Raw genomic sequence first — 18,027 nt, forward strand, 5'->3', positions numbered from 1 at the left:
GGACCGGCGAGCAGGGCCGACGCCTTACAGGCATCCTTCATCGTCCCATCGGCTCGCTCCACACCTCGACCGAGAGCCGTGCATTGAGCGTGGGCTGCAGCGTGATCCGCTGCAGCGCCGGGCCGACCAGCCGATTGGTCGACTCCAGGCGGCGCATGAGCACGGCGATGCCCGTGGCGCCCACATCGAACTTCGGCGGGGCGACGGCGGTCAGCGGTACTGGAGCCAACGCAGCGACCTCGTCGTCGTAGGCGATCATCGAAAGCGCCTCCGGAAGCTCGATTCCTCGAGCCTCCGCAGCCTGCTGTATGGCGATCCCATCCTGATCGCTGTGCACGATGATCGAGTCGGCTGAACCGCTGAACACGAGATCCAGCAATTCCGCTGCGCGGGCCGGGCCGGTGTGGCCGTTCAGGAGCACAGGGGCGGACACCAGCTGCACCGGCGACGCGCGGACCGCGTCGTGAACACCTTGAGTCAGCCAGGGGGTTGTCGCCGAGTCCGAGCGTACCGCGACGAAGAGGCGACGATGGCCGAGATTGGCCAGGTGCCGCACAGCGGCTGCCGCACCTGCGGCATGATCTGTCCGCACCGCCTCGAGCCGAGAGTCCGACCACAACGACGGCACAGCGCGCTCCACGAAGCAGACCGGGATCGACGCGGCTGAGAGCTGTGCGAGCAACTCCTCGTCGCACTCTGCGCGGGCCGACGTGAACAACAGGCCATCGATGCTGCTAGCGAGCATCCGTCGTACCAGACTGACCTCCTCGCGTTCGTCGTAATTCGAGATCGCGAGCACGATCCTGGCACCCGCCGCCGCAGCGGCGCGGGTGGCTCCCTGGATCACCGGGGGGAAGTAGTAGTTCGTCGTCGGGACGATCATCCCGATCGTCAATGGGCGGTGATACTGCCGGCCTTCACCTTGACGAGTCGGAGCAACTGCACCTCCATGGACGCGGGTGACGTAACCCTGTTGCTCGAGCTTCACCAGATCACGGCGGACCGTCACCGGGTCGGCGTCCACACGTCGCGCGATCTCCATCACCCGGACGGATCCACGTACTCTGATCTCGCTCATGATCAGCGCTCGTCGATCTGCCGCCAGCAATGTCACCTCTCAGTTCTCGCGATCCTACTGGTCGATCTTCCGTTTTGCATGTCCGTCGTCCTCACTACGTACTGGATCTTCCCTGAGGGCAACAGCCAGGCGACGGTCTGTCTGCGAGCAAGCGCGAACCCGGACCGCCGCCGAGCGCGGCGAAACGCCCCGGCCGGGGAGTATCCCCGGACGGAGCGTTCCGTCTCGCTTGGCGAGATCAACTGATCTTCTTGCGGTACGAGACCATCGCCAGCACGTAGGCGACGACGAGGATGCCGACGCACCAGGCGAGTGCCACCCAGATGTCGTTCCCGACCGGCTTCTCGGCGAACAGCGCCTGGATCGTGTTGACGATCGAGGTCACCGGCTGGTTCTCGGCGAACCACCGCACCGGGCCCGGCATGGTGTCGGTCGGCACGAAGGCCGAGCTGATGAACGGCAGGAAGATGAGCGGGTACGAGAACGCGCTCGCGCCGTCGACGGTCTTCGCGCCGAGTCCGGCGATGATCGCCAGCCAGGTGAGGGCGAGGGTGAACAGCAACAGGATGCCGATCACGCCGAGCCAGGCGGTGACGCTCGCCCCGGTGCGGAAGCCCATCAGGAATCCGACCGCGAAGATGATCGCCAGGGTGATGATGTTCGCGACGAGAGACGTGATCACGTGCGCCCACAGCACGCTCGATCGGGCGATCGGCATGGAGTGGAACCGCTCGAAGATGCCCGACTGCATGTCCGTGAACAGCCGGAACGCCGTGTAGGCGATGCCCGACGCGATCGCGATCAGCAGGATGCCGGGAAGCAGATAGTTCACGTAGTTCTCGGTGCCGGTGCTCTGCTGGAGCGCCCCTCCGAACACGTAGACGAAAAGCAGCATCAGCGCGATCGGGGTGACCGCGGTGGTGATGATGGTGTCTGCGCTGCGGAAGATGTGCCGCATGGAGCGGCCGGTGAGAGTCGCCGTGTCGGCGACGAAGTGCGTGCTCATGCTGCGTTTCCTCTCTGATTCTGGGTCCCTGAGTCTGTCGAAGGGCCGGCAGAGGTGCCGACGAGGGTGAGGAAGATCTCCTCGAGGGTGGGCTGCTTCTCCACGTACTCGACCTTCGCGGCCGGGAGCAGCTGCTTGAGGTCGGCGAGCGTGCCGTTTGCGATGATGCGGCCCTCATGCAGGATCGCGATGCGGTCGGCCAGCTGCTCCGCCTCGTCGAGGTACTGCGTGGTGAGCAGGACCGTGGTTCCGGTGTTCGCGAGCTCCTTGACGACGCCCCACACCTCGATGCGCGCCTCGGGGTCGAGGCCTGTGGTCGGCTCATCGAGGTAGATGACCTCGGGGTGGCCGACCAGGCTCATCGCGATGTCGAGCCGACGGCGCATGCCGCCGGAGTAGGTGCCGGCCTTGCGGCCGCCGGCATCCGTCAGCCGGAACTTCGCCAGCAGCTCGTCGGCGATCTTCCCCGCCTCGGGGAGGTGGCGGAGTTTGGCCACCAGCACGAGGTTCTCACGTCCGGTGAGCACCTCGTCGACCGCGGCGAACTGCCCGGTGAGGCTGATGGACTGACGCACCTTGAGCGGATCGGAGGCCACGTCGTGGCCCTGCACGGTGGCCGTGCCTGCATCCGCCTTCAACAGTGTGGAGAGGATGCGGACCATGGTGGTCTTGCCGGCGCCGTTCGAGCCGAGGAGGGCGAAGATCGACCCCTTCTGCACCTCGAAGTCGACACCGCGCAGCACGTGCAGGTCCTTGTACGACTTCTCGATGCCGCGCACCGAGATGGCTGCGTTCGTCATGACTCCTCCTTCTTCTTCGCGTCGTCGAACGCCTTGATGAGGCGCGCGCGCTCCTTGTCGATCCACTGCCGCCCGCCGTAGGCCGCGGCGTAGTTCTCGGCGAACTCGACCGGGTCATCGCCGACGATCGCGCTGACCGGCGTGCCGTCGATCGCGGCGCGCTCCCACAGGTCGGCGATGTCGAGGAACATCTTCACGATGGTGTCTCCGTCGGTCACGCCGCCGTAGTACATGTTGTAGCGCTGCTGGGCCTTCGCCATCTCGCGGTACGGCTCGGGCAGGGCGTTGATGCGGGCCTGAGCCTGCTTGTACTGCTTCTTCTCTTCGAGCGATCCGGTGATCGCTTCGATCCACTTCGCGGCCATGTCAGTTCTCCTTGTTGCTCGTGGTGGTGGTGTTCAGCTGTTCGATGTGCTGCGCGAGGAAGTTCCAGGTCTTCCAGAAATCCTCGAGTTCCTCGCGGCCCTGTGCGTTGAGGGAGTACACCTTGCGTGGCGGCCCCTTCTCGCTCGGAACCTTCTCGACGTCGACGAGGCTCTTCTGCTCGATCCGCACGAGAAGCGCGTAGATCGTCCCCTCGGCGATGTCGGCGAACCCGTGGTCGCGCAGTCGCGTGGTGATCTCGTATCCGTATGCCGGCTGCTCGGCGAGGAGAGCCAGAACGAGGCCCTCCAAGGTGCCTTTGAGCATCTCGGTCATCTGCTTGCCCATCAGGCCCTCCTTTCCTTGGTCTCGGTACTCAGTGTTGCTGGGTACCGGTACAAAGTAACACTGAGTACTGGTACTTAGCAACACCGAATACCAAAGAATTTTCACGCACTCCGAAGATGGCCGTGCGTGAAGCGGAGAATCCCGGCTGTGGTGCTCGGATGCCCGTCAGTCGCGCAGGTAGGCGAGCACGGCGAGCACCCGCCGGTGCCCGCTGTCGCTCGAGGCGAGTCCGAGCTTGGCGAAGATGTTGCCGATGTGCTTGCTCACTGCGGTCTCGGAGACGAAGAGCCGTGCGGCGATCGTGAGGTTGTCGAGCCCCTCGGCCATGAGCCCGAGGACCTCGCGTTCGCGAGGCGTCAGCGTCTGCACCGGGTCGTCGGCGCGCCGCCTGCTCATCAACTGGGATATGACTTCGGGGTCCATGACCGTTCCGCCCGCGGCCACGCGGCGCAGCGCGTCGACGAAGGACGACACCTTGCCCACACGCTCCTTCAGCAGGTAGCCGAGGCCATCGGCACCGGCCGCGAGGAGCTCCCCGGCGTATCTGTCTTCCACGTACGCCGAGAGCACCAGCACCGGGAATCCGGGGCGACGTGCCCGCGCCTCGGCGGCGGCCTTGAGCCCCTCGCTCGTGAATGTCGGCGGCATCCGCACATCGACCACGGCGGCATCCGCTTCGTCGAGGCGGGCGAGGAAGTCATCGCCGTTGTCGACGGCCGCCACCACCTCGAAGCCTTCGCTGCGCAGGAGCAGCGCGAGGCCCTCCCGCAGCAGGGTGTCGTCCTCGGCGATCACGATCCGCACGGAAGCTCCGTTCTCAGAGACGTCGGTCCCCCGACCGGACTGTCCAGGCTCATGGCGCCTTCGAACGCCTCCAAGCGGCGGCGGATGCCGGCGAACCCGCCGCCCGGCCGCTCGATCGCTCCGCCGACACCGTCGTCCTCGACGGCGATGCGCAGGCGGTCTCCCTCGCGGGTGACCCGCACGACCGCGCGAGTCGCCCGGCTGTGCTTGCTGATGTTCGTCAACGCCTCGGCGACGACGAAGTAGCTCGCCGATTCGACGGCGGCGGGGACTCGTCCGATGTCCGTCGCCTCCAGAGTGCACGGGACGATGCTGCGCCCGGCGAGCGAGGCCAGCGCCCCCTCGAGGCCGAGCTCGTCGAGGATGGGCGGATAGATGTCATGCACCGTACGGCGGAGGCCGGCGAGCGCCTCGGCTGCGGCCTCCTGCGCGCGCTGAAGGGGCGCGGACACGTCTCCGGCGCCGGTCTCGAGCGCCCGCTCGGCGATCCCGAGCATCATGACCACGTTCACCAGGCGGTTCTGCGCGCCGTCGTGAAGGTCGCGCTCGATCCGTCGCAGTTCGGCCCCGTGCGCGTCGAGGGCGGCGGCCCGGCTCAGAGTCAGCGCGTCCACCCGTGCGGCCAGGCGCGACACCTCGGGGGCCGTCAGGAGCCGTGCCGACAGTCCGGACAGCAGCCGTGCCGTGGCCGGGATCAGCCACCATGAGACGAGCGCATAGGCCGCGGCGATGAGCGGCATGGTCGCCGCGAGCGCCCAGGAGGTCACCGGGTACGGAACGCGGAGCGGATCGTCCGCGGGGACGAGATACCAATAGAACGGCACGGCGAGAGAGCTGACGACGCCGAGCGGGATCGACACGACGGTGAGCGAGACGAACAACACGGGAAGCGCGTGCACCGTGAGCCAGAGCGCGTCGCGACCCGCGGAGCGGGAGAACGCGAACCGGAGCCTCTCATCGATGCTCGATCCTGGTGACAGGGCGGCGGGCGTGCCGGTGATGACCTCGCCCCGTCGCCGGCCGATCCGCAGCCTGGCGCTGTCGCTCCACGACCGCAGCGCCTTCACCACCTCCGGCATCAGCAGGACGCCACCCGTGATCAGCATCAGCGGCAGGAGCGTCAGCCCGACGCAGAACAGGACGACCGAGACGACGGATGCCGCGGCCTCGACGGCGACGAATCGCCAGTCGCGCAGCCAGCTCAGCATCCGTGATCGCATCCTGCCAGTCTGCCGCAGGCTGTTCCCGCGCACGGTATAGCCAGCACCACCATCGATCGGGTGGCCCGCAGGATGGGGGCGTCTTTTCGTCGTCTCTAGCGTCGAAGCATGACCTCTCTGCTCCCGGGCCGCGCCCCGGCCACGTCCCACCCCACCGAGGCGCTGCGTCTCGAATCCGTCGTCAAGAAGTACGGCTCAGGTCCCAGCGGGGTCACGGCTCTGGCTGGCGTCGATCTCGCCATCGGACGCGGCACGTTCACGGCGATCATGGGACCGTCAGGGTCTGGCAAGAGCACCCTGCTGCACTGCGCGGCCGGGCTCGACACCCCCACGACCGGCACGGTCCGCCTCGGCGGCACCGAGATCTCCTCCATGCGTCGCAGGGCGCTCACGGCGTTTCGACGCGATCACGTCGGCTTCGTCTTCCAGGCCTACAACCTCCTCCCGGCGCTCACCGTGGAGCAGAACATCACGCTGCCGCTGCTCCTCTCGGGTCGCGCCGTCGAGCAGCGCTGGCTGGACTTCCTCCTCGACGCCGTAGGGCTCGCCGATCGCCGACGCCGGCGGCCCTCCGAACTCTCGGGCGGACAGCAGCAGCGAGTCGCCATCGCGCGGGCTCTCGTCACGCGTCCCTACGTCGTATTCGGCGACGAGCCGACGGGCGCGCTCGACTCGCGTTCCGGCAAGCAGGTGCTCGAGCTGCTGGCGCACTCCGCTCGTGAGATGGATCAGACAGTGGTGGTCGTCACCCACGACCCCGTGGTCGCCTCCCACGCCGATCGTGTGATCTTCCTGGCCGACGGCGCCTTCGCCGGGCATCTCGACGGCGCCACGCCCGCGCAGATCACAGATCGCATGAGCGCTCTGGGGGAATGGTGATGGCGGCCGCAGGCGTCGGCTTCGGCCAGCTGGTCCGTGCCGATCTGCGGCATCACCGCGCCGGCTTCGTCGGCGTCGCCGTATCGACGCTCGTCGCGGCGGCGCTCATCACCGGCCTCGGGATCCTGGTCGAGTCCGGGATGCGGGGAGGCCTCGCTCCGGAGCGCTATACGAGCGCCGAGGTCGTCGTCGGCGGCGCGCAGTCCGTCGACGTGCCGGAGGATCTCCCCGTGCCTCTCACCGAGCGGGCAAAGCTCCCGGCCGATGCCCAGGAGGCGATCGCTGCGCTCCCCGGCGTCGAATCGGTCGTCGCCGACGTCACGGTCGTGCTGACGGGCGACCACGGCAGAGTCGAGGCGCACCCGTGGTCGGCATCCGCGCTGAGCGGATTCCGGATCACCGAGGGCGCCGAGCCGAGCGGCCGGCTGGAGGTCGTCGTGACCGGCTCGTCCTCGACCGCCGTCGGCGACACGCTGAGGCTGTCATACGGCGGCGTGGAGGGAGAGTATCGGGTCGTCGGGATCGCGGAGGCTGCGGTCACGACGGAACGGGTTCCGCACGTCTTCCTCAGCGCGCCGCGGATCGCCCAGCTCGACCCGGGCGAGGGCGCCGCCCAGGCGCTCGGCGTGTTCGTCGGGGAGGGAGCGTCACCAGAGGCGGTCGCCGGCGTGATCTCCGAGCGGTTCCCCGCGCTCCATGCGGTCACCGGCTCCTCACGGGGCGACGTCGAGTTTCTCGAGTCCGGAGCCGCGCGCGCGTCACTCGTCACGATCGGCTCGGCGTTCGCCGGCACCTGCCTGCTCGTCGCGATGTTCATCGTCGCGGGCACGCTCTCCCTCTCGGTGCAGTCCCGCAGACGTGACTTCGCCCTCCTGCGTGCGGTCGGAGCGACCTCTGCGCAGGTGCATCGCCTGGTGTCTCGCGAGGTTCTGACGGTCTCGGCCGTCGCCGCGGTGATCGGAGTCGTCCCTGGGTACTTCTTCGCCTCCGTGCTGCAGAGCGCTTTCGTCCGGGCCGGTGTCATCCCCGGCGATTTCGCGCTCGCCGTCAGCGCGCTGCCGGCCGTGGCCGCTGTGCTGCTCGTGCTCGCCAGCGCGTGGGGAGCGGCGCGGATCGCGGCCAGCCGGCCGGCTCGCATCGATCCCGTCGAGGCCCTGCGAGAGTCGGCCACCGGGCCCGTCGGAATCGGCCGAGCCAGAATCATCACGGGCGTCGTCCTCGCCGCGGCCGGCGTGATGCTCTCGTGCATTCCCCTCGCGATCCGTGGTCAGAGCGCCGCGGGCGCCGCCGCCGGAGCCTCGATCATCCTGATCATCGCGCTCGCCCTGCTCGGTCCGCTGCTCGTGAACCGCGTCGTACGCCTCGCCGGCGCGCTGCTCGGCCGGCTCTCCGCGCCGGGTTTCCTCGCATCGGCGAACGGAACGGCCGACGCCCGCAGGCTCGCCGCAGCCATCACCCCCATCGCGCTCGGCATCGCGCTCGGGCTGGTGCAACTCGGAGCTCCGGCGATGGTCGCGAACGAGGCTGCGGCGCAGACGAGTGCCGGAGTGATCGCCGACCTGCGGGTGACCGCGCCGGCGGGGCTGTCAGACGCGGGCGTGGCGCGCATCGCCTCTCTTCCCGGCGTCGCCGCGGTGAACCCGGTCACGGTCAGCCAGGCAGTGCTCGATCACCACGAGCTGGGCAAGGAGGAGATCACCCGTACCGACTTCGTGCTGCAGGGCATCGACTCCGCCGTCGCCTCGAGCACGATCGATCTGCGGGTGCGCGAGGGCGCCCTCGACCTGAGAGGCCCCGACCGGGTGGCGCTCAGCACCGATGCCCGGCAGGTGCTCGGCCTCGACGTCGGCGACACCCTCGTCGGCCGCTTCGGAGACGGAGCACCGCTCGAGGCGGAAGTCGTCGCGATCTACGAGCGCGGCCTCGGATTCGGAGACGTGACGATGTCGGGAGACGTCGTGCGCGCGCACACGACGACCGGTATGAGCGGCCTCGCGCTGATCGACGCGGATGGCGATGCGGAGAGTCTGCGGGCGGCGCTCGAGGCGGACGGGTTCGTCGTGAGCGGCGCCGGCGGCGTGGCGGCCGCCGGAGCCGACGGCCGATCGCAGCAGGGCTGGGTGAACGCGGTGGCGCTGATCGTCATCCTCGGCTACATCGCGATCGCCGTCGTGAACACGCTGATGATGGCCACCGCCCAGCGCTCCCGGGAGTTCGCGCTGCTTCAGCTGATCGGCGCCTCACGGCGGCAGGTCCGCGCAATGATGAGGACGGAGGCGTCGATGCTCGTGGTGATCGCGACGCTCTTCGGGGTCGCGATCTCCGTGCCGCCTCTGGTGGGCATGAGCATGGGCATCACCGGTCAGCCGGTTCCGATGCTGCCGCTCGTGCCTGGCGCCATTCTCGTCGGCGCGATGGGCGCGCTCGCCCTGGTGGCCCTGGCGGTAGCCACCCATGCGGCGATGCGCACGAGGCCGGTGGACGAGATCGGATCGCGGCAGTAGGGATCGGATCTCGGGGTGCGCAGGGACAGGATACCCCCATGGGGTATCCTGTCCCTGCGCAGACAGTTCGGCCGCCACGCTCACCCACGACTGAAGGAAGAAACGATGAAGATCCCTACCGCTGTGAATCGCGGCGGTAGGTGTCGTGTTTTCGGCGCCGTTTAGCGTCCAACAAGCAGGGCTTCCTGGGCGGCGTCGACGGCTTCGGGGGTGAGGTGGGTGTGCTTGTTGATGTTGAGGATGCGGTTGACCTGGGTGACGAGCCGGTCGGCCAGCCGGAAGTTTCCGTTGGTCGCTCGAACGATCGCGGCGAGAGCTGCCGTGTGGGCGAGACCCGCGTTGTCGGGGTCCGGGCCAGGGAGTCGCTGCGCGACGACGGCGGTGAGTTCGTCGCTGCGGAGGGGGCGATACTCGTGGGCGAAGCCGATGCGGCTGTAGAGCTGGGGGTAGCGGGCGAGGCGTTTCTCGATGCCAGGCATGCCGATGAGGATGACGCCCATTCGGTGACGGTCGTAGAAGTCGCGGACTTGTTCGAGTCCGGCGGTTTTGAGCCGGTCGGCTTCGTCGATGATGAGCAGTTCGGTGTTCCCGCTGTATTGGGATTCGGCGTGAACGTAGGGGTCGACATGGCCGTGTTGGGCGTAGTCGATGGCCCAGGAGATGTGTTGGCAGGCTCGGGGCAGGCCTTGGTCGATCTGCTTGATCGTGGCGGCGACGGTTGGGGTGAAGAACGCGGTTCGGCTCTGTTGGACTGCTTCGGGCACGGGCGGCAGCGCTCCTGCGCTGCGCGAGAGCGGGTGCCACTGTTCCCATTCATCGGTGCCCGCGTAGTGGCGGGCGGATAGTGTCTTGCCGATCCCGGGAGTCCGTAGCAGAGGCCGATGTAGCGGTGCGAGCGGACGGTGTCTGCGAACTCCGTGAACCGGCGGTGCTCCCGCGTGGTCACGAACGCTGGCCGCGTGTCTGCGTGGGGTGGTGGTGCTTCTCTGAATTCGTCGAAGTGGCCGCTGAGGAACCGGCGCCCGTCGTCGCCTGGGTCGAAGAGGACGGAGATGGGTTTGCTGTCGTCTGGCTCAGTCGTTGGCATACGTTCTCAGTCCGTGTCGGGCCGGGGGTGGCGTTGTGCGGTCGGGTGCGCTCTCCACTACCGGCGCGACTTCGGGGCGGTGGCGGGTGTCTTCAGGCAGTGAGCCAGCGTGAGTGGTGAGCTCGCGGAGCTGCTGTTTCAGGGCGCGGCGTTGCTGGTTCCTCGCCGCCTGCAGATCGGTGAAGGACACGGTCTCGGAGGAGCGTTCGGGCGCGATCGCGCGACACAAGAACGCGTTGTCGTGGAAGATCCGCACTTCTCCGAGGTCGCGGGGGTCGTACCGCACCGTGACGTCTTCGCCGACGTATGCAGCGAGGACCGGTGAGATGTATCGGGTCGATGCGAAGCGGATCCCGTCGCGTTGCACACGTCGGGTTGTGGCCGCAGTCAGCAGGAGAGAATCGAGGTCTTCAGGATGTGCGGGCATTCGAGGGATGAAGCTCTCGCTCCGCCAGCGAGTGTGAGGGGCTGAGCCGGTCGCTGAATGTGGTCGTTCGTTGTACTCGTTGACGATGAATCGCTCGAGCACGTCATCGAGTTGGTGCAGGGTCAGGCTGGGTTCGCTGACGGGTGCCCCACCTGTGCCGTGCGGGATGAAGCCGTGCAGGTGCGGCAGCAGCTCGGTCGTGATCGTTCGGTAGAACCGCTCGATCTTGCCGCGCCCCTGCGGAACACCGACCCGCGAGTGAATCAGGCGCACGTGTAGGTCGAGGCAGACGTGTTCGATCCTGGTCGAGGTGAAATCGGACCCATGATCGCTATAGAGGATGTCCGGAAGGCCCGACACCACCCACTTCGGGTTTCGTTTCCGAGCGACGGCCTGATGAAACGCCAGTGCGGAGTTTTCAGCCGTCGGTGCTGAAACGCCCACCGTGTAGCCGGCGATCGCTCGCGAGTAGTCGTCGAGCACGATCGTTAGCCATGGACGGACGGGTTGCTGCCGATCGTTGAGGATGATCACATCGAGCAGGGTGTGGTCCATCTGCCACTGCTCATTCGGGGCAGACGTCGAGCGGCGGTAGACCAGCTCGAACCTGTCCCGGTAGGCGGCGTCCCCGCCATCAGCGAGAGCCGTCAGACCCCGGGTCGAGCGGGCGAACGATCTCGCGGACCGTGGTGTATCCCGGGGCCGGCAATCCGCGGTCCCGGGCAATGTCACCAATGCGACGGTGGATATACGCGATCGTCGGCGCTGGCCGGCGCACAGCAAGCGCCTCGACCGCCGTGACCAGCTCGGCGGCAGTGCGCGTCGATCCCCTATCGCGGCGAGGTGCTCTCGCGAGCTGACCTGTCTCAATCCGAGCTGCCCAGCGTTGCAGAGTCCGCACCGCGACGCCGGAGTGTTCCGCAAGCCGCGTCCACGGCACACCGTCCTGGTGTTGGCGCACAAGCTCGGCCTTCTGCCGGTCGCTGAGGTGCGCCATGATCCCTGATCAGGCCCGCTCGACGTGCTCGGCCAAGTGCCGATAGATCGTGGGCCGGGACACCCCGAACGTGTCGGCGATCTCCTGCACGGTGTGGCCACCTTCGTCATACATCGTCCGGGCCTGCCGGATCTTCGTCGGCGTCATCTTGAACTTCGGGCCGCCCTTCCGCCCGCGTGCGCGGGCGGCCGCGAGGCCGTCCCGGGTGCGTTCCACGATGAGGTCGTGCTCGAACTCCGCGATCGCGGCGAGCATGTGGAAGAACAGGCGGCCACCCGGAGTGGTGGTGTCGATGCCCTGCGAGAGGGCCTTCAATCCGACCCCCCGCTGTTGCAGCTCGTCCGCGACTTGTTTGAGGTTTCGTACCGATCGCCCGAGCCGGTCAAGCTTCGTCACCACGAGCGAGTCACCCGCGCGCAGATACCCAAGGGCTTCTGTCAGCGCCGGCCTTTTCGCCAGGGTGCCGGATGCGTGTTCGACGAAAATCCTGTCGCAGCCTGCAGCGTCGAGTGCATCGGTCTGGCCGTCCGGATTCTGGTCTCGGGTCGAGACGCGGGCGTAACCGATCGTGGCCATGCCTCAGCGTAACGCGAACGCCGCCTGCTTTACATAGATCGCCGACACGAGTCATGAGACACGACTCGCCGAGCCCGGCGCGATGATCGGCGACTGACTCGTGAACGGTCGTTTACGTTCGCGGGCATTGCCGTGTTGATGTTCACAGGTGCCCGTTGACATTGGATAACCATACAGTTAGCCTGTTAACCATTCGGTTAGTGATGGGAGATCGGGATGCCTGTACAGATTCGGGTCGCTCGTGTGCTCCTGGCGTTGATCGCCGTGGCTCATGGCGCGGCGATCGTTGCCTTGGTGTTGCTGCAGGGAGTCCTCGCGGAGCAGATCAGTGGCGCACGGCCAGCGTTGAGTTCCTCGGATGTCTCGAAACTGGTCCTGCTGGAGTTGGTGCGCACGGTGTCGTTCCACGCCCTGCTGGTCGTTGTCTGCGGTATCTACGCGGCGAAGATCGGCTCGGGCAACCGGCGAGTGTTCCGCATTGTGGTCGCGTCGCAGGTGCTGTCAGTGGTCTTCGGGATCGTGACCTGGTTCACCTCGCCCGATGTAGTGCGGTTCGTGACTCCCGCGTTCGTCGTGACGGCATTGGCTGTCCTCTTGCTCCTCCTGGGCTCGGCGTCTGCTCGAGCGTTTTTCTCGGCCCGGAGCCATGCCGACGTCCAGGCAACACCCTCCCGCTAACCGCGCCCAGTCATCCCCCTTCAACGTTTGACTTCGCAGAAAGTGGCATTCCATGGACTACTCGCACGTTCCGCTCGCAGACGCACTCTTCCTCTTGGCTCACCGGCCGGATGGAAAACGGGTCGTCCAACGCAAGTTCCTGAAAATTGGTCTGGGTGGGGCCTTGTTGACGGATCTCGTCGTGCATCGCCGAGTGTCTCTGGTTGACGGCAAGGTCGTACCGGATGACACCGGTGCCGTGCCGCCCGGACTGCTAGGCGAATTCGACGCGATGGTCCGCTCCGAGGCGCGGCCTCGGTCCGCGAAACATTGGGTGCGGAGATTCCGATGCTCCGACGTCGAGGGCCGGGTCGCCGGCCACGCAGTGGACAGCGGCCTCGCGACGACCGAGGAGGACGTGGTGCTGGGTTTTATCCCTGTCGTCCGCTATGCGCCGAACCAGGCTGCGCTCGATGACCTGGCGAATCGCGTTGCCGACGTCCTGGCCGACCGCAGAACCGCAACGGAATGGGACGCCTCGTTGGTCGGTCTTTGCGACGCCACCGGGGTACTGAAGAAGGTGTTCCCGGGGATAGCGAAATCGGCGGTGAAGTCGATCACCGAGGGCGAGTGGGCGTCGGAGGCGGTGCGGAAGGTCATCAAACAGGCCAACGCCGCGGTACGTAACGCGGTCATCTCCACGGTGAACGCGAACAACGGATCGCAGGGGTTCTGACCATGACCGACACGACGCCCCACTCCTCCAACCCGGCGACCCTCGACCGCGCCACTGTGCCCGCGATCGACGGCGCGATCCAGATCGAGCACCTGTCCAAAAGCTACGGTGCGACCACCGTCGTTGATGACCTGACGTTCACCGTGCACCCCGGGACGGTCACTGGATTCCTGGGACCGAACGGGGCCGGCAAGTCGACGACGATGCGGATGATCCTCGGGCTGGACCGCCCCAGCAACGGACGCGCGCTGATTGGAGGCCGCCCCTACGCCCAGTGGCCCAGTCCCACCCGGCTTGTCGGGTCGCTGTTGGATGCATCGGCGATCCATCCCGGACGCACTGCCCGCGCGCACTTGTCCTGGATCGCACGATCCTCCGCCGTCCCCGCCTCCCGCATCGACACCGTTCTGGACCGGGTGGGAATCGCCGACGCTGCCGACCGGCCCGCCGGCGGGCTCTCGCTCGGAATGCGTCAACGCCTGGGACTTGCCGGGGCGCTGCTCGGCGACCCGCGAGTCCTCATCCTTGATGAGCCCCTCAACGGACTGGACCCGGAAGGCATCGTCTGGCTGCGACACCTTTTGAAGGACTTCGCCGAGACCGGAGGCACGGTGCTGCTGTCCAGTCACTTGATGAACGAGATGCAGGCCACCGCCGACCATGTCGTCGTCATCGCCCAGGGGCGCCTGATCGCCGATGTCAGCGTCGCCGAACTCGCCGCCAGAACCAGCGGCACCATCCACGTCGGCGGCGACGGCGCCGCCCAGATCATCGACGCACTCGCCAAGCGAGGGGGACACGTCGAGAACGCGGATGACTCCCCGGACAGGTTCACCGTCACCGGAATAGACCCCGCCGAGATCAACCGGATCGCCTGGTCGCACGATGTGACCCTTCGTGAGCTCGCTCGCACCGGAGCGAGTCTGGAGACGGCGTTCCTCACCCTCACCCACGACCAAGACCGCCGCACCACGAAGGGAACGACATCATGACCGCCACAACCGCTCCCGTTCAAGAGGTCAGCCGACACGAGCTAACCCGGGCACCGTTCGTCGACCTCGTCAAGGCGGAGCTCGGGAAGATCCTCAGTCAACGCCCCCAACGGTGGCTCTTCGGGATTGCCGTGCTGCTCGCACCGATGGCCGCAATCGTGTTCTGCATCAGCCTTCCAGTCACTCAAGGTAAGACTCTTGGTGACACGGCGACCGGAGATGTACTGACGGCGAGCCTGCTCGGCATCGACGCGGCCACGATCGCTGCGATCGTCTTCGCCGCCGTCGCTGTCGGCACCGAGTACTCCACCGGCCTCATGCAGCACAGCATCACGGTCACCCCCAACCGCACCAGGCTCCTCACCGCGAAGACCATCGCGGTCGCCAGCGCCACCGCCGTGATCGGAGTTGCTGGGGTCATCCTCGTCGGGGCAGTAGCCGGCGCCGCCGTCGCTGGCACGGGCCGCAGCTTCGTCGACATCCTCGGCGGATCCGGGCCGCGCCTGCTGGCAGGAAGCATCCTCATGCCCGTGTTCTACGGGGTCCTCGCCACCCTTTTCGCTTTCATGTTCCGAAAGACCGCCGCCGGCATCCTCGGACCCATCGCCGTCCTCGTTCTCGCGGCGATCATAGGATGGTTCGGAGCTGATATCAGCCAGGTACTCACCCCACTAACACCCCTCGCCGGCCTACACAGCATCTCCGGGATCGCCTCCGGCGCCGAGGACATCGGCCCGCTATCCGGAGCTATCACACTCATCGTGTGGCTTCTCTTCGGCTACGGAATCGCCCGCTGGCGCTTTACCCGAAAGGACGCATGACGATGCCCAGCACATCGGGCGAAACCGCCCCGTCGAAGACGAGGCGACCCCGGCCCGCAGATCGAGAGTTGACATTCGCGGAACGAGCACGTCGTGAGCAACTCATCAGCGTCACGATCGACCTAATCGCCGACAACGGAGCCGCCAGAACATCGCTGCAGAATATTGCTGATGCCGCATCGATCACCAAAGCGGCCGTGCTGTACCACTACCCAACCAAGAAAGACGTTATCCGGGCCGCGTACGAAGTCGTCCGAACCGGCCTCATCGCCCACATGCGCGCCCGCATCGAAGCAGCCCCTACACCCGGCGCAGCGCTCAAGGCCTACCTCACCTCGCAACTCGACTACCTCGCCGAGCACCCACAGCACGTCCGCGTCATGGCCGAATCATTCACCGACCCCGACACCGGAATCACCGAACACGCCGACACTCAGGCCCGATGGCGACCCCTCGCCGACCTCATTACTAAAGCCCAGACCGCCGGGGAATACAACGCCCAGGTCAATGCCGAGGCACACGCGATCATGTTCGGCGGAGCCGTCGACGCGCTCGTCGCCGAAACCCTCACCAACCCAGACTTCTCCCTCCCCGGAGGTGCGAGCGCTCTCCTCGGCCTCGTCGACGTCTTCATGCCCTCGCCGCCGGAACGTGAACACTCCGACGATGCACACCAAGCCAACGCGGCCGGCCCCGCGAAAACAGGACGAGAACCGTTGAAAGTCACCAGTGAGGGAAACGCATGACGCGAACGAACCGCTCGATGGGCCCATGGGCGAGCACAGGGCTGCTCTGGATGCTCGGCCCGTTGTGGTACCTGCTGTGTGAAGCGATCGCGGCCACCGCATTCCCGGGATACAGCTACGCCACCAACTACATCAGCGACCTCGGCGTGCCCGACAAGGGCATCCTTGATGGACGTGTTCTCGATTCTCCCCTCCATGCCGTGATGAACGCCGGGTTCATCGGTGAAGGCATCCTGTTCCTCCTCGGGCTCGTCCTCCTCCTGCCGCGCCTCCACCGCACGGCCAGCGTCACACTCCTGATCATTTTCGGAGCCCTCCACACTGTGGGCATCGTCCTGGTCGGTGTCGTGCCCGGGTCCGAAGCTAACGTGCATAACGGACTGATCGCCTGGCACGGATTAGGCGCGTTCCTCGCGATCGCGAGCGGCAACCTCGTAGCGATCATCGCAGGCAGAAGCCTCCGCATGTCTGGGGCGGTTCGTCGGACCGGATGGTTTCTCGGCGCGCTCGGCTTCGCCAGCGCAGCCCTGCTCATGGTCCACTTTCTCCTTCCCGACGGGATCTGGGAACGGGCATCCGTGTACACATTCCTCGCCTGGCAACTCGTCACAGCAAGGGTCCTGCTACGCGGTTCAGCCGTTCCCGACGGACCCAGATAGCGCCCCCTACAAACGCTCTTATAAGAGCCGGTTGCGCACCGCCCGGGGACCGTACCCGGCCGATCGCCGCTCGACACTTATCTCCACCAAAACCGCGCCACAAAGCGTCGCGATTCACACCCTACCGCGGCTGCAGCCGCGCTCCTCCTCGCCGGAACCGTCGCGCTCGCCGGGTGCTCCGCGGCCGCGCCGAGCGACCACTCCTCGATGCCGGGCATGGACCACGGCTCGTCGTCCTCGACGGCATCCGACGCGCCTGCATCCGGGGCGAACGACGCCGACACGATGTTCGCGGCGATGATGATCGTCCACCATCAGCAGGCGGTCGATATGTCCGATCTGGTGCTCGGCAAGGAGGGCATCGATCCGCGGGTCGTCGATCTCGCCGAGCGCATCAAGGCCGCGCAGGCGCCCGAGATCGAGAAGATGCAGGACTGGCTCGACGACTGGGGTGTGGATGCTCCTTCCGGCGGGATCGGCCACGGTGACGGCATGATGACCGAAGACGACATGGCCGCTCTCGAAGCGGCATCCGGCGCCGAGGCCTCGAAGCTGTTCCTCGAGCAGATGATCGTGCACCACGAGGGCGCGATGGCGATGGCCGAGACGCAGATCGCCGACGGTGAGAACCCCGATGCCGTCGCCCTCGCCGAGAGCATCGCGTCCTCGCAGGGCGACGAGATCGCGGAGATGAAAGACATCCTCGGGTCGCTCTGAGACGGGGTGGAGCACTCCTCGCGGGCGGGCGCGCGCGTCACGTCGTTCCCAGCTCTCGAGGAGTTCGGGCCGCAGTGTCTTGGGTAGAGTTCTCGGGACATCGAATCCGAGATCAGAATGGGGATCACGTGGAAGGGCAGTCCGTGAAGAAGCACCAGGACTACAACCCGGGTCCGCGGGTCGGGATCACCTTCTCGACCTTCGACCTGTTGCACGCCGGGCACATCATGATGCTCGCCGAGGCCAAACGCCAGTGCGACTACCTCATCTGCGGTCTGCAGATGGACCCCACACTCGACCGTCCCGAGAAGAATGCTCCGACCCAGACCGTCGTGGAGCGGTACATCCAGCTGCGCGGCTGCGAGTACGTCGACGAGATCGTCCCCTACTCCACCGAGCAGGACCTGGAAGACATCCTCCGCTCCTTCAAGCTCGACGTGCGCATCGTCGGCGACGAGTACGAAGACCGCGACTTCACCGGCCGCACCTACTGCGAAGAAGCAGGCATCGAGCTGTACTTCAACAGCCGCGACCACCGCTTCTCCAGCTCCGGCCTGCGCAAGATCGTCGCCGCCAAAGAAGCCGAACGCACCGCCAACGACTGAACCCC

General features: G+C 66.7%; 20 protein-coding genes and 1 pseudogene. 10 read left to right on the forward strand and 11 right to left on the reverse strand.

The annotated features are described in order from the left end of the window. Window positions 1-37 precede the first annotated feature (37 nt). From QFZ53_RS03465 to QFZ53_RS03495, 7 genes are all read right to left on the reverse strand, one after another. Entirely contained in the window at window positions 38-1,114 is a 1,077-nt protein-coding gene (locus tag QFZ53_RS03465) for a substrate-binding domain-containing protein (protein ID WP_307293521.1), read from the reverse strand. A 202-nt stretch (window positions 1,115-1,316) separates the two neighbouring features. Continuing rightward, window positions 1,317-2,084 (reverse strand): ABC transporter permease, encoded by a 768-nt coding sequence (locus QFZ53_RS03470; RefSeq protein ID WP_307293524.1) that lies wholly within the window; start codon window positions 2,082-2,084, stop codon window positions 1,317-1,319. Further along, window positions 2,081-2,884, reverse strand: coding sequence for an ABC transporter ATP-binding protein (locus QFZ53_RS03475; protein ID WP_307293527.1), 804 nt, complete (start codon window positions 2,882-2,884; stop codon window positions 2,081-2,083). Before QFZ53_RS03475 ends, QFZ53_RS03470 begins: the two co-directional genes overlap by 4 nt. Next, a complete protein-coding gene (locus QFZ53_RS03480) occupies window positions 2,881-3,249 on the reverse strand; it encodes a DUF1048 domain-containing protein (protein WP_046011859.1) in 369 nt (122 codons plus the stop codon). The genes QFZ53_RS03475 and QFZ53_RS03480 overlap by 4 nt, the downstream gene beginning before the upstream one ends. A gap of 1 nt (window position 3,250) precedes the next feature. Next, window positions 3,251-3,595, reverse strand: a complete 345-nt coding sequence (locus QFZ53_RS03485; RefSeq protein ID WP_292906885.1) for a PadR family transcriptional regulator — start codon at window positions 3,593-3,595, stop codon at window positions 3,251-3,253. Between the two features lie 165 nt (window positions 3,596-3,760). After that, window positions 3,761-4,399 (reverse strand): LuxR C-terminal-related transcriptional regulator, encoded by a 639-nt coding sequence (locus QFZ53_RS03490; RefSeq protein ID WP_292906887.1) that lies wholly within the window; start codon window positions 4,397-4,399, stop codon window positions 3,761-3,763. Beyond that, window positions 4,387-5,619: a sensor histidine kinase gene (locus QFZ53_RS03495; protein ID WP_307293536.1), complete on the reverse strand. Its 1,233-nt coding sequence runs from the start codon at window positions 5,617-5,619 to the stop codon at window positions 4,387-4,389. The genes QFZ53_RS03490 and QFZ53_RS03495 overlap by 13 nt, the downstream gene beginning before the upstream one ends. A gap of 108 nt (window positions 5,620-5,727) precedes the next feature. Between QFZ53_RS03495 and QFZ53_RS03500 the strand changes: the two genes are divergently transcribed. Further along, the gene (locus QFZ53_RS03500; protein WP_307293539.1) at window positions 5,728-6,498 is read left to right on the forward strand and encodes an ABC transporter ATP-binding protein; all 771 of its coding nucleotides are present in this window, start codon (window positions 5,728-5,730) and stop codon (window positions 6,496-6,498) included. After that, window positions 6,498-9,002 carry an ABC transporter permease gene (locus QFZ53_RS03505; RefSeq protein WP_307293541.1) on the forward strand — a complete coding sequence of 835 codons (2,505 nt, stop codon included), beginning with the start codon at window positions 6,498-6,500 and terminating at the stop codon, window positions 9,000-9,002. The genes QFZ53_RS03500 and QFZ53_RS03505 overlap by 1 nt, the downstream gene beginning before the upstream one ends. A 161-nt stretch (window positions 9,003-9,163) precedes the next feature. Here the strand turns inward: QFZ53_RS03505 and QFZ53_RS03510 are convergent, their stop codons facing one another. The 4 genes and pseudogenes from QFZ53_RS03510 to QFZ53_RS03525 form a co-directional block, all read right to left on the reverse strand. Beyond that, on the reverse strand, window positions 9,164-9,994 hold the full coding sequence (locus tag QFZ53_RS03510; RefSeq protein ID WP_307299347.1) for an AAA family ATPase: 831 nt from the start codon (window positions 9,992-9,994) through the stop codon (window positions 9,164-9,166). Between the two features lie 81 nt (window positions 9,995-10,075). After that, window positions 10,076-11,299: a Mu transposase C-terminal domain-containing protein gene (locus QFZ53_RS03515; protein ID WP_307293544.1), complete on the reverse strand. Its 1,224-nt coding sequence runs from the start codon at window positions 11,297-11,299 to the stop codon at window positions 10,076-10,078. Window positions 11,300-11,408: 109 nt separating this feature from the next. After that, window positions 11,409-11,513, reverse strand: a pseudogene (locus QFZ53_RS03520) (hypothetical protein); the annotation flags it as partial. A 9-nt stretch (window positions 11,514-11,522) separates the two neighbouring features. Beyond that, on the reverse strand, window positions 11,523-12,089 hold the full coding sequence (locus tag QFZ53_RS03525) for a recombinase family protein (RefSeq protein ID WP_307293546.1): 567 nt from the start codon (window positions 12,087-12,089) through the stop codon (window positions 11,523-11,525). Window positions 12,090-12,305: 216 nt separating this feature from the next. Between QFZ53_RS03525 and QFZ53_RS03530 the strand changes: the two genes are divergently transcribed. The 8 genes from QFZ53_RS03530 to QFZ53_RS03565 all read left to right on the forward strand — a co-directional run bounded on the left by QFZ53_RS03530 (window position 12,306) and on the right by QFZ53_RS03565 (window position 18,022). Next, on the forward strand, window positions 12,306-12,767 hold the full coding sequence (locus QFZ53_RS03530; protein ID WP_307293548.1) for a hypothetical protein: 462 nt from the start codon (window positions 12,306-12,308) through the stop codon (window positions 12,765-12,767). A 52-nt stretch (window positions 12,768-12,819) separates the two neighbouring features. Continuing rightward, window positions 12,820-13,482 carry a GOLPH3/VPS74 family protein gene (locus tag QFZ53_RS03535; RefSeq protein ID WP_307293550.1) on the forward strand — a complete coding sequence of 221 codons (663 nt, stop codon included), beginning with the start codon at window positions 12,820-12,822 and terminating at the stop codon, window positions 13,480-13,482. 2 nt (window positions 13,483-13,484) lie between these two features. Further along, window positions 13,485-14,474, forward strand: coding sequence for an ABC transporter ATP-binding protein (locus tag QFZ53_RS03540; protein ID WP_307293553.1), 990 nt, complete (start codon window positions 13,485-13,487; stop codon window positions 14,472-14,474). Continuing rightward, window positions 14,471-15,295, forward strand: coding sequence for a hypothetical protein (locus QFZ53_RS03545; protein ID WP_307293555.1), 825 nt, complete (start codon window positions 14,471-14,473; stop codon window positions 15,293-15,295). The genes QFZ53_RS03540 and QFZ53_RS03545 overlap by 4 nt, the downstream gene beginning before the upstream one ends. A gap of 2 nt (window positions 15,296-15,297) precedes the next feature. Then, window positions 15,298-16,041: a TetR/AcrR family transcriptional regulator gene (locus tag QFZ53_RS03550; RefSeq protein ID WP_307293558.1), complete on the forward strand. Its 744-nt coding sequence runs from the start codon at window positions 15,298-15,300 to the stop codon at window positions 16,039-16,041. Then, on the forward strand, window positions 16,038-16,700 hold the full coding sequence (locus QFZ53_RS03555; RefSeq protein WP_307293561.1) for a DUF998 domain-containing protein: 663 nt from the start codon (window positions 16,038-16,040) through the stop codon (window positions 16,698-16,700). Before QFZ53_RS03550 ends, QFZ53_RS03555 begins: the two co-directional genes overlap by 4 nt. A gap of 207 nt (window positions 16,701-16,907) precedes the next feature. Further along, entirely contained in the window at window positions 16,908-17,417 is a 510-nt protein-coding gene (locus tag QFZ53_RS03560; protein ID WP_307293563.1) for a DUF305 domain-containing protein, read from the forward strand. Window positions 17,418-17,560: 143 nt separating this feature from the next. Further along, entirely contained in the window at window positions 17,561-18,022 is a 462-nt protein-coding gene (locus QFZ53_RS03565) for an adenylyltransferase/cytidyltransferase family protein (protein ID WP_292906897.1), read from the forward strand. Window positions 18,023-18,027: the final 5 nt, after the last annotated feature.

It is taken from the genome of Microbacterium natoriense (assembly GCF_030816295.1).
In the GTDB taxonomy this organism is placed as follows: Bacteria; Actinomycetota; Actinomycetes; order Actinomycetales; family Microbacteriaceae; genus Microbacterium; species Microbacterium natoriense_A.